Annotated in this window: 7 protein-coding genes; 3 read left to right on the forward strand and 4 right to left on the reverse strand. The window is 57.2% G+C overall.

What is annotated here, in order from left to right; translation table 11 throughout:
* Window positions 1-6: 6 nt before the first annotated feature.
* A complete protein-coding gene (locus ACJU26_RS10355; protein WP_414039576.1) occupies window positions 7-1,458 on the reverse strand; it encodes a phosphomannomutase in 1,452 nt (483 codons plus the stop codon).
* 143 nt (window positions 1,459-1,601) lie between these two features.
* On the opposite strand from ACJU26_RS10355, the gene ACJU26_RS10360 reads away from it, so the two are divergent.
* The 3 genes from ACJU26_RS10360 to ACJU26_RS10370 all read left to right on the forward strand — a co-directional run bounded on the left by ACJU26_RS10360 (window position 1,602) and on the right by ACJU26_RS10370 (window position 7,370).
* Window positions 1,602-4,937: an SNF2-related protein gene (locus tag ACJU26_RS10360; protein WP_414039577.1), complete on the forward strand. Its 3,336-nt coding sequence runs from the start codon at window positions 1,602-1,604 to the stop codon at window positions 4,935-4,937.
* Window positions 4,938-5,049: 112 nt separating this feature from the next.
* Window positions 5,050-5,421, forward strand: coding sequence for a hypothetical protein (locus tag ACJU26_RS10365; RefSeq protein WP_414039578.1), 372 nt, complete (start codon window positions 5,050-5,052; stop codon window positions 5,419-5,421).
* Window positions 5,418-7,370 (forward strand): transglycosylase SLT domain-containing protein, encoded by a 1,953-nt coding sequence (locus ACJU26_RS10370; RefSeq protein ID WP_414039579.1) that lies wholly within the window; start codon window positions 5,418-5,420, stop codon window positions 7,368-7,370. The genes ACJU26_RS10365 and ACJU26_RS10370 overlap by 4 nt, the downstream gene beginning before the upstream one ends.
* Before the next feature lie 89 nt (window positions 7,371-7,459).
* Here ACJU26_RS10370 and alaS read toward each other — a convergent pair whose 3' ends face one another.
* Genes alaS through recA form a run of 3 tightly spaced genes read right to left on the reverse strand, consistent with a single transcriptional unit; the run spans window position 7,460 to window position 11,626 of the window.
* Window positions 7,460-10,093 (reverse strand): alanine--tRNA ligase, encoded by a 2,634-nt coding sequence (gene alaS / locus ACJU26_RS10375; RefSeq protein ID WP_414041965.1) that lies wholly within the window; start codon window positions 10,091-10,093, stop codon window positions 7,460-7,462.
* Window positions 10,094-10,117: 24 nt separating this feature from the next.
* Entirely contained in the window at window positions 10,118-10,561 is a 444-nt protein-coding gene (locus tag ACJU26_RS10380; protein ID WP_414041966.1) for a regulatory protein RecX, read from the reverse strand.
* Between the two features lie 27 nt (window positions 10,562-10,588).
* On the reverse strand, window positions 10,589-11,626 hold the full coding sequence (recA, locus tag ACJU26_RS10385) for a recombinase RecA (RefSeq protein WP_414041967.1): 1,038 nt from the start codon (window positions 11,624-11,626) through the stop codon (window positions 10,589-10,591).
* Window positions 11,627-11,775: the final 149 nt, after the last annotated feature.

The raw sequence follows: 11,775 nt of genomic DNA on the forward strand, positions 1-11,775 counted from the left end.
CCCATCTTAAACACGCCAGCCCTGCATGATCTGCAAGGCGGCTCGCAGCATGCGTTCGGCCTCCTCAGATGAATCCGCTTCCGTATAACAGCGTAATTCCGGCGCATTACCTGAAGGACGCAGGTGAATGATGGACCCGTTTTCCAGGGTCACACGCAATCCATCGCTGTGGTCCATACTGTTGGCTGGGCCGGCCACTTCGCCAAGGGATCGATTGAACGCCGTCAGATTCCGGGCCACATCGCTTCCATTGAACGCCTCCAGATATTGCTGACTGAGTGTGCCTGGGAAGTTCTGGAGCCGGTCGCTGGCCGTAAAACGCGATGGAAGACCATCCAGCAATGCCGCAAGGGGCACGCCACGCTGTTTTGCCGCAGTCAGTACGGTGAGCATGGGGAGAATGGCGTCCCGGGTCGGCAAGGGGTGCAGGCTATGGCCATGCCTCTGCAGGGGGCTACCCAGGAGGAAACCGCCATTGGCCTCATAACCCACCACAGGCGCCTCACCGGCAGCCAGCGCCGCCTGCATGGCTGCGATCACATAGGGGGAACCAATGCGGGTGCGACGAATCCGAGCAAAAAGTTGCGAACGTTCCAAGACGCTGTTACTGCTGATGGGTGTCACGACACTGTGCGCACCCAGGACATGAGCCGTGAGCACGCCCAGCACATCGCCACGCCACCAGCGACCGCCGGCATCGGCAATCATGGGACGATCGGCGTCACCATCGGTCGTCAGCAAGGCATCCAGTTGATGTTCGGCTACCGCTTGCCGAGCCAGCATCGTATCTTCCGGGCGCAGGGCCTCCGTATCCAGGGATACGAATTCCGCAGAGCGTCCCAGTGGTAACACTTCAGCACCCAAAGCCCTCAGCAAATCCACCAGGAGATCCCGGGCCACGCCGGAGTGCTGATAAACGCCCAGCCGCAATCCCGCGAGACAGTCTCTGCCAAAAAAATCCAGATAGCGCTGCTGATAGATCCGCAGATATCGGGCATCCGGTTCCGGCAAATCCGGCGCCTGCAACAAGGCACCCGCCTCCGTAAACATCCCCGGCGCTACCTGCATGTCCTGGGCGAGAATACCTGCTTCATCGGCCTTCATCAGTTCGCCGTGGGGGCGATTGAACTTGATGCCATTACGGTCAAAAGGAATATGACTGCCCGTCACCATCAGCGCAGGGACACCCGCCGTCAAACCGGCAAAAGCCAGCGCGGGAGATGGCAAAAAGCCGGCGAATTGCGGTACCCCGCCCTCCGCCAGCACAGCGGCCCAACTGGCGGCCAGTATGCGTGGGGTGCTGGGACGCAAGTCTCCGCCGAGAATGACCGAGTTGCCGTTGCAATACTCGCCGATGTCCCGGAGATAGCGCAAGAATGCCCGCACATGCACAAAAACCACCTGATCTGTCAGATCGCTCACCAATCCCCTCAGTCCGCTGGTTCCAAATGCCGCCATCTGCTTACTCCTCCATTTATGCACAAGCTTTGCATCATGATAACCAGATATAAGCGCCGACGATAGAATGGCGTACTTTCCCAGAACATGGCGGGCTGTGTATGATTGCAAGTTGATGGTCAAAAGGATGTTCGAGCAAGACAATGCCCAGAAATGACGAATGGATGCACTGGCATCGCGGCCATAACGCGTATCCCAGTCTGGACAGCTACAACTATAATGATCTTCGTGATTGGCTGGGTGATCTGGAAATCCGCAAAGCGCAGACCTATCTTGATGCGGTCACCCACCTGGAACGCCTGACGGATACGGATCTGGCTGCTCTGGTCCAGGGCAGTGCGAGTAGCCCTTATCATGTCGATATTCACCTCAGTCAAGGGATACTCATCAGCTTGTGTTCCTGTCCGGTGGCCAGCGGATGTAAACATGTCGCCGCCGTTCTACTGACTTATCTTGCCGAACGGGGTAATGCAGAGCCCATCAATAGTCCCAGACCCCATGTCATGCAATGGTTGGGTGAGTTGCGCTCGCACCTGAATCCGCCACCGCGCAGGATTCCGACCACCACCTATCGACTCCACTGGATTCTGGAAACTCACGTAGGTCAACAACATGCACCCACCTTGCACTGTCTGAAAGCCCGCTTAAACAAGCAAGGCATATGCAGCGAACTCACGCCTTGGAGCAATTACGAAGCGGCACTGCGCCGGCCTCCCGGTTTTCTGGATGAAACCGATCAGATGGCCATTCGTCGCCTGCTCATTGAGGACATTCACGCCCCCAGAAGCGCCTTTTTCACCCTGGGGCCTCGCCATGGCGGCGCCGTTCTGGGCATATTGGCGGGCAGTGAACGCTTGTATATGCACCAACCGGATTCTTCGCCTTTACGAATGGGCGACATCCGTAAGGGCCAGTTGCTCTGGAAAACCGCCAAGGGCACGGAGCAGTATCCCGTTCTGGAAACCGACCCGCCTTGCCAGGCCTTTCTGATACTGGATGTCCCCTGGTATCTGGATGCAGAAAATCTCGAAATCGGACCGATCGACACCCGCATCAAACCCACTCTGTTGCACGATCTCCTGCAGGCTCCGCCACTGAATCCACAAGAAGCCGTTTTATTAAGAAACATCCTGGAAGAATCAGCCCTGGACCTGCCTGCTCCGGTTGCCGATCCTGCACAGGATATTCAGGTCATAACCGCACCACTCCAGCCGTTCCTGTGGTGCGACACCTTATCGTTGATGGGTATGCAATCCTATCGGGATTATCCGGGTCAATGGAGTCCAAGCTGCCGTTTTGATTATGGTCAACCCAGTTTTATTTATGGTCCTGTGCATATAAGCATAGATGACGACAGCGAGATACACACTCTGGCGAACGGCGAAACCGTGCGCGTCCAGCGAGATCGGGAGGGTGAAAAAAAGGCCCTGAAAATCCTGGCCAGAACCGGCATGAAGGTTGCCAAAGCCAGTCTTTTCCATAGCCTTTCCCTGCTGCCCCAGCCCATTTTTGGACTGGCGAGCGAAAAGGACTGGAGCACCTTCATGCAGGAAGGGGTCCAGACACTGCGCGACGCTGCTTGGGAAGTCCACTGGCCTGACGGTTTCCGGCATTATTTTCTGCATATTGATGCCTGGGATATGCAGGTGGATGGGGAAGAAGAAGGCTGGCTCGGTCTGGATGTCGGCATTGTGGTCGAGGGCGAGAGGCTGGCGCTGGCTCCGCTTTTGGGTGCACTGTTTGCCCGGGATTCACGTTGGCTGAGTCCTGGAGGCTTGACCCGCATTCCCGATGAAGAAACCATTCATTTACAAACCCCTTCGGGAATCCCCATTCAAACCCCTGCGCACCGACTCAAACCCCTGGTGGGCACGCTCATCGATTTGTTCAGCCTGGGATCTTCAGGACCGATGCGCGTTTCCGCTTATGATGTGTCGCGCCTGACAGAACTGACCGATAGTCAGCAGTGGCGCAGTGAAGGCATGGATGCCATTCGCCGACTGCGTAAACGCCTCCCGCAAAGCGGTGAAATACCCCCTGTACAACCACCTCAGGGCTTTGCCCTGCCATTGCGGCCTTATCAGCTGGAGGGGTTGGCTTGGCTGCAATTTCTGCGGGAACATGACCTGGGTGGGATTCTTGCTGATGATATGGGTCTGGGTAAAACCGCCCAGACCCTCGCCCATTTGTTACTGGAAAAAGAAAGCGGGCGTCTGCAGAATCCCGCTCTGATTATCATGCCGACCTCCCTCATTCATAACTGGCGGGAAGAAGCCGGACGCTTTGCACCCGCGTTACGGGTCCTGTCTCTGCACGGCAAGGAACGAATGAATCATTTTTCGGAAATGTCCCAGCACGATCTGGTACTGACGACCTATCCGCTAGTCTGGCGCGATATCGAACTGTTCAAGAACCAGAATTTCCATCTGCTGATTCTGGACGAAGCGCAGATGGTCAAAAATGCACAAAGTCGCGCAGCCGAAGCCATTCGTGAGATCCCCGCCGTCCATCGTCTCGCCTTGACGGGCACACCCCTGGAAAACCATCTGGGGGAACTCTGGGCTCAGTTTGATTTTCTCCTGCCCGGGTTCATGGGCGATCCACGCACGTTTCAGAAGATCTGGCGGAGCCCCATAGAACGCCACGGTGATGTCGATCGCCTGAACCTGCTGGCCAAGCGCGTCCGCCCCTTCATTCTGCGCCGCAAGAAAGCAGAAGTGGCCCAGGAACTCCCCGAGAAAACCGTGATCATCCGTTCTGTGGACATCGAAGGCACCCAGCGCGATCTGTACGAGACCGTACGCAGCGCCATGGACGAACGCATCCGCCAGGAGATCGCCGCCAAGGGTTTCCAGCGCAGTCAGATCGTCATTCTCGACGCCATGCTCAAATTACGGCAGGTCTGCTGCGACCCCCGCCTGCTGAAAAGTGACAAAGCCCGCAAGGTTCAGGAAAGCGCCAAACTCACCCTGCTCATGGAAATGATTCCCGAATTATTGGCCGAAGGCCGGCAAATTTTGCTGTTTTCCCAATTTACGGAAATGCTGGCACTGATCAGTGCCCGCCTGGATAAAATGCACATTCCCTATGTGCAACTCACCGGGAGCACCCAGGATCGGAAAACACCCATCGACCGCTTTCAAAAGGGTGAGGTATCCCTGTTCCTGATCAGTCTCAGGGCCGGGGGCGTGGGGCTGAATCTGACCGCGGCCGACACGGTGATCCATTACGATCCCTGGTGGAACCCCGCCGCGGAAAATCAGGCTACTGACCGGGCTCACCGCATTGGTCAACAACGTCGGGTGTTTGTCTATAAACTGATTGTCGCCGGCAGCATTGAAGAAAAAATACTGGCCCTGCAGGAGAGAAAAGCCATTCTGGCATCCGGAGTGCTCGACAAGGCGCGCAAGGACAAGCTGCAATTTGGTCCCGAAGATCTGGCTTCACTCCTCGCCCCACTTCCGGGAAATAGCCGCTGAGGACCAATCAAGGCTTTCCGACAAAGTGGCCTGATGGCACTATACTGAGCTGCAGGTACATTATTTCCGGAACATTTGTTTTGTCGTAACCCTATAATATCAGGAAACAAGCATGAACCAGCAAGAAGAACACCGTCGCGATCGCTTTATCATCAGTGGTGCCCTGCACGGAGTTACCGACTCGGCATTGGCAGAACTCAAGTTTTTTGAGGAAATGGGTGGGCATGTGGAAGTGCTGCCGGATAAACACCTCGTTCTGATCCAGTATGATGGCCGTTGTGGCGCCGAGGCCGAGGCCAAGATGGTGCAAATTTTGAAAAAGGCCGGTGAAAATTGTGACTCTCACGGCGTCATCTGCCACGGCAAGGATCACTGCGAACCACTGAATTTGCATGTTGGCCCCCTGGCCAAAGATCATCCGCAACGTTCCCTTTCACTGGCAAAGCATCTGAGCCGATGGCTGCACATTAAAAAACAATCGTGAAAAAACACCTCATTCCCTTGCTGCTGGCGACATGGGCTCTGGCCCTTTCCAGCAACGCTGCCGCAGACAACACCCCGCTTTCGGCAAGCCAGGAGTCCTTGTTGAAGAAGGCCGCCCAGGCATTTGCTCAGGGTCATTATCTGCCTGCAGCAGCGGCATTCCCGGCACTGGAAAATACCTACATGGGTGCCTGGGTGGGTTACTGGTCACTGCAACCACGCCTCAATACCCTGACTCAGAAACAATATCTTCAGTATTCCGCCCGTTTCCCCGACGGCGTGGCTCACCACTTGCTGCGCCGGCAATGGCTGATCCAACTGGCTCATCGTCAGGACTGGAATGCCTTTACCACCGTTTACCAGTCCGGAACCAAACCGGACCTCATCCAGTTGCGCTGTGATGCCTTCCGCGATCCCGCCCTGCACAATGAGGCGGTGGTTTCACCCTATTTTTTATGGAGCAGCGCCCCAGCAAACGATCACTCCTGTAATGCCATGGCCCGCGACAGTCTGCAGCAAGGCCTGATTTCCCAGAAACAGCTCTGGCAACACCTGCAACAGATGTTTGCGGCATCCGCCTTTACTGCCGCCCGCCAGTTTGCTCCCTATCTGAATGGAAGTGCCGGAGCACAACTGGCGTCCATCATCGACCATCCGGACCACTGGATTCAGGCTCAAATCCAGCACTATGGCAGCGGGTCCTGGCCGGTGACACCCACCCGTCTGCTTGAACTCGCCCTGTTGCGTCTGGCGGCCAGCCAGCCCGATCAGGCGGTAGCGTATGTCGCGCAACTACAGACGCTGAATGCTGCACAAAAGGCGCGGGTCCTCTACCAGGCTGCCTTTCAGTCCACCCAGTCTTTTCGTCCTGAATCAGGTCAATGGTATCAACTGGCGTATGCGACGGATCCGCAGTTTCATCCTCGGCCAGAAGTACTGGCCTGGATGATCCGCACCGCCATTCGTGACGGGCGCTGGGCTATGGTGAGTTCCGCCCTTTCACTCATGGATGCGGCGCAACGCCATGAACGGCAGTGGCAGTTCTGGAACGCGGTGGCTCACCTGAAATTGGGCCAGCCATCTCTGGCCAAGGGAGAATTTGCCACCCTCGCCTCGCCCTGGACCTACTACGGACAATTAGCCATGGCCGCTCTGGGACAGTCCCTCAGTTTGCATCCACCGTCTCCTGGGCTGGAGTCAGTGGCTTTACCGGATCTGCAAGAAAATGATTCCGAGCGAGCCGCTATCACGCTTTATCGACTGGGACTGTATTATGACGCCTTGCGCGAATGGGATCATGACCTGAAGACACTTTCTGATCCTGCCCAGATCAAGGCAGCAGCGCGCATGGCCTTCCAGCAACAGGCATGGCTCCTGGGCATTCATGCGAGCAGCCTGATTCCTGATGGCGGCGACTGGCGCCAAGGCTATATTCTTCCCTATGCCGAAGACATCAGTGCCGCTGCCATGCGCACCGGGCTGCGTCGGGCCTTTCTGGCGGGCTTGATCCGCCAGGAATCCGGCTTTGCTTTTGGTATCCGTTCCGATGTAGGAGCACAGGGATTGATGCAGGTCATGCCATCCACGGCGGCCTGGCTGCAATCCCATATTCCCGCTGCGGCCAATGCCGATCTGCACAGTATTTGGGGGAACCTGGTGCTGGGCTCCAATTATCTCAGCCTGCAACAACAGCGTTTTGATGGCTCGGAGTTATTGGCTGCAGCCGCCTACAATGCCGGCCCCGGCGCCCCCAAACGCTGGCTGGGGCGCTGGACGGGTCCGACCCAGGGACCTTGGGCAGGGCCCATATTTACCGCCAATATCCCCTATCAACAAACCCGCAATTATGTGCAGAACGTGCTGACCAACACCGTCATCTATGCAGCCGTTCTCGATCATCACGCCCAGGACATCTGGCCGCATTGGCAATTGGAGCCGGCACAACACTAATATATCCGTTGTCCAGAAGCACCGGTTTGTAGCGCCCGGCAGGCGCCATCGCCGGTTCAGGATTACCGAATTCGGGCACCGTTTAGTGACTATATCAGTCTGCTTCTGACCCAATCGCGGGCGGCCTGGAGCGCAGTATCCAACCCCGCTGGATTGCCAGCCCCGGCCTGGGCCATATCCGGGCGCCCTCCCCCTTTACCCCCCAGGGGCTGGGCTACCACATTGACCAGTTCACCCGCATGAATGCGGTCTGACAAGGTTTTCGACACACTGGCAAGCAGGGCGACCTTTTCTCCATCCACCCCGGCCAGCACAATCACCGCTTCGGGTAACTGACTGCGCAAGCGATCGAGGGCGTCGCGCAGTGCCTTGCCATCCATTCCTTCGAGACGGCTGATGAGCACCGCCACACCGGACATTTCTTCCTTTTGGGCAGCGAGGTCGGCACCCGCACGGGCCGCTTCATCGCGTTTGATTTTTTCCAGCTCTTTTTCCAGTTGCCGTAAACGCTCCAGGGTTTGGCCCAGACGCTGATCCAGTTCTGCCGGGGACACCTTGAGCAAGGCTGCGGCAGCGTGCAGACGTTGTTCATCACGCTGGATCACGTCCAGAGCGCTTGCCCCCGCCACCGCTTCAATCCGGCGAATACCAGCGGCCACCCCCGTTTCGCTGAGGATCTTGAAAATCCCCATATCCCCCAGCGCATGGACGTGTGTTCCCCCACAGAGTTCCAGCGAGAAGTCGCCCATGCGAACCACGCGGACCTCGTCACCATACTTTTCACCGAAGAGAGCCATGGCGCCCATGGCCTGAGCTTCGGCGATGGGCAATACCTGGGTGTCGGTGGCATAATTTTCCCGAATCATCGCATTCACATCCCGCTCAATAGTCTGTAACTGTGCGGCTGTCAGCGCTTCAGGATGACTGAAATCAAAACGTAGGCGTTCCGCATTGACCAGAGAGCCTTTCTGCTGCACATGGGATCCCAGGGTATTACGCAGGGCTGCATGCAGCAGGTGGGTGGCCGAATGGTGGGCAGCCGTCGCCCGGCGGGCGACTTCGTCGACGCTGGCCAAGACGCTGTCGCCCAACTGCAGACGACCAGACTCCAAGGTCCCCAGATGCACAAGTAAGCTCCCCATGGGTTTTTGGGTATCCCTTACCATAAATACCGCATTTTCTGATTGCAATTCACCGCGATCACCGGACTGCCCACCCGACTCTCCATAAAAAGGTGTCTGATCGAGAATCACCGCCCCCTGATCCCCCGCATCCAGAAAAGCGACTTCTTCGCCATCCCGCAGCAGAGCCAGCACTTGGCCTTCGCCCATGTACTGGGTATAGCCCGTAAACGCGGTAGGCGAAAGACGCATGGCGAGATCATGATAAATCCGTTCGATTTTGACTTCGCCACTGCCGCTCCAGGCAGCCCGGGAGCGATTACGCTGCTCCGTCATGGCGGCTTCATAGCCCTCCATATCCATGCGCAGTGCTCTTTCCCGGGCAATATCGGCGGTCAAATCCACCGGAAAGCCATAGGTATCGGCCAGACGGAAAATGATGTCGCCGGGAATGGCCGCATCGGCAGCAAGCCCGGAAATGGCATTTTCCAGCATATTCAGACCCCTTTCGAGGGTTTCCCGGAAACGGGTTTCCTCATGCTCCAGAGCACGCTCCACATCATGCTGGGCCTTGGCCAGTTCAGGAAAGGCACCGCCCATCTCCTGGACCAGGGGAGCGACCAGCTTATGAAAAAACACCGTTTCCATGCCCAGTTTGCGGCCATGACGCACCGCCCGGCGAATGATCCGCCGCAGGACATAACCACGGCCCTCATTGGCTGGCAGCACGCCATCCGTAATCAGAAAACTGCAGGCGCGAATATGATCCGCCAAAACCCGCAGGCTGGTATCCGTGGCGGCATCCTGCCCATACCTTTTGCCGGAAAGCGCTGCTGCTGCGGCAATCAAGGGCTGAAAAAGATCCGTATCGTAGTTGTTGTGAACGCCCTGCAGGACGGCGGCCAGACGCTCCAGGCCCATGCCCGTATCCACGGAAGGCTTGGGAAGAGGGGTCAGTTTGCCGCTGCTGTCGCGGTCATACTGCATGAAAACCAGATTCCAGATTTCGATGTAACGATCGCCATCTTCTTCCGGGCTGCCGGGAGGGCCCCCGGGGACATCAGGGCCATGATCATAAAAAATTTCCGAACAGGGTCCACAGGGTCCGGTATCGCCCATGCTCCAGAAGTTGTCCTTCATCCCGCAACGGGAAATGCGGGCGGGATCTATGCCCATGTCATTGATCCAGATTTGCGCCGCTTCATCGTCTTCTTCATAGACGGTGATCCAGAGTTTGGCAGCAGGAAGCGCCAGCTTTTCCGTGAGGAAACGCCAGGCGAAGCCGATGACTTCACGCTTGAAATAATCGCCAAAGGAAAAATTGCCGAGCATTTCGAAAAAGGTGTGATGCCGTGCAGTATAACCGACGTTTTCCAGGTCATTGTGCTTGCCGCCGGCACGCATGCAGCGCTGGGAAGACACCGCCCGCCGATAGGGACGCTGCTCCAGTCCCAGAAATACGTCCTTGAAGGGAACCATCCCGGCGTTGGTAAACAGCAGGGTCGGATCATTACGCGGGATCAGGGAACTGGAGGGTACAACCTGATGACCCTGTTCTGCAAAATAATCCAGAAAAGCTTGGCGAATGGCTTGCGCTTGCATCGGTCTTTCGTCATCCATAAAAAACTAATCGTTAAAATCATCCGGATTTTTACCCGGATCTGCCAGTACCCGACGAATCTGTTCGGGCAAAAAGCCCCGTCCCGCCAAAAAACGGGCACGCCGGGCATAATCCCGCGCATCTTCGGGAGTGCTGTCACCAAAGCGCTTGCGGTAAACCGCTTGGGCCTGAGCCTGCCAGTCAAGCGCTTGCTCCTCCCCTTCGCCAACTTCGATTTCCACCCCGGCGCGGCGCAAATCCTGGCGCAGGCGCAGGGGGCCGTGCCCCTGCTTGAGCCGGGTACGCCTCAACATTTCCGCATAGCGCTGGTCATTCTGATACCCGGCAGTTTGCAGACTGTCGAGCACCGTCTGTACCTGCGGAGCCGCAAAACCAGCATGAAGCAATTTGTCCTGCAGCTCCTTGCGACTGTATTCGCGCCGCGCCAGCAGGCGCAATGCCATGCTCATGGGGTCCGGGGGGGCGTTTTTGGTCAATTATTCCGCTGCCGCAGGCTCCGCCACATCATCGGTGAAGGCCAGCGGATTCCCGGCAGCCGCCGCACGCACCTGTTGCTCGATCCGGGCGGCCAGCTCCGGGTGTTCCTTGAGATATTGCCGGGCATTATCCTTACCCTGGCCAATCCGCTCGCCCTGATAGGAATACCAAGCCCCGCTTTTGTCAACAATCTCGAACTTGACGCCCAGATCCACCAGTTCGGATAGGCGGGAAATGCCCTCACCATAGTAAATGGCAAATTCGGCTTCACGGAATGGCGGGGCGACCTTGTTTTTGACCACTTTCACCCGGGTGTCATTGCCTATGACCTCGTCACCCTTCTTGATGGCGCCAATCCGGCGAATATCCAGGCGCACCGAGGCATAGAACTTGAGGGCATTACCTCCGGTCGTGGTTTCCGGACTCCCGTACATGACGCCGATTTTCATGCGAATCTGGTTAATGAAAATGACCAGGGTATTGGTTCGGGAGATGTTGGCGGTGAGCTTGCGCAGGGCCTGACTCATCAAGCGCGCCTGCAAGCCGACATGGGAGTCACCCATATCCCCTTCGATTTCGGCCTTGGGGGTCAGGGCTGCTACCGAGTCCACCACGATCAGGTCCACCGCTCCGGAGCGTACCAGCATATCGGCGATTTCCAGGGCCTGCTCACCCGTATCCGGCTGGGAAACCAGCAGATTTTCGAGATCCACCCCCAGCTTGTGGGCATATCCGGGATCCAGAGCATGTTCGGCATCGATAAAGGCCGCCGTGCCACCGGCCTGCTGACAACTGGCAATGACGTGCAGGGTCAGGGTAGTCTTGCCCGAGGATTCCGGCCCGTAAATTTCGACGACCCGGCCTCGCGGCAAGCCCCCTACTCCCAGAGCCAGATCCAGGCCCAGGGAGCCGGTGGAATAGACGGCGATATCCTTGATGGCATCGTGGTCACCGAGGCGCATTACCGCGCCCTTGCCAAACTGCTTGTCAATCTGGGACAAAGCGGCCGAGAGAGCCTTGCTGCGTTGATCATCCATCATGCTGTCCTTTTCTGAATAATGAGGAGAATATTCCACTCGGGCATTGCCCTGCGGCGGCTTGCTCCAGATGTCCGGGCATTCACCGCCCGGTTATCCTATCTACTTTGTCGGGCATTCTACCTGAGCAATCGGCAGGGGCAAAGCCA

The sequence above is a fragment of the Acidithiobacillus sp. M4-SHS-6 genome (genome assembly GCF_047421495.1).
GTDB lineage: Bacteria > Pseudomonadota > Gammaproteobacteria > Acidithiobacillales > Acidithiobacillaceae > Acidithiobacillus.

Excerpts from the sequence above, each read along its gene's own strand:
- ACJU26_RS10355 (WP_414039576.1), bottom strand. The coding sequence starts at position 1,458 with ATGGCGGCATTTGGAACCAGCGGACTGAGGGGATTGGTGAGCGATCTG.
- recA (WP_414041967.1), bottom strand. The coding sequence starts at position 11,626 with ATGGATGATCAACGCAGCAAGGCTCTCTCGGCCGCTTTGTCCCAGATT.
- ACJU26_RS10365 (WP_414039578.1), top strand. The coding sequence starts at position 5,050 with ATGAACCAGCAAGAAGAACACCGTCGCGATCGCTTTATCATCAGTGGT.
- alaS (WP_414041965.1), bottom strand. The coding sequence starts at position 10,093 with ATGCAAGCGCAAGCCATTCGCCAAGCTTTTCTGGATTATTTTGCAGAA.
- ACJU26_RS10360 (WP_414039577.1), top strand. The coding sequence starts at position 1,602 with ATGCCCAGAAATGACGAATGGATGCACTGGCATCGCGGCCATAACGCG.
- ACJU26_RS10380 (WP_414041966.1), bottom strand. The coding sequence starts at position 10,561 with ATGAGCATGGCATTGCGCCTGCTGGCGCGGCGCGAATACAGTCGCAAG.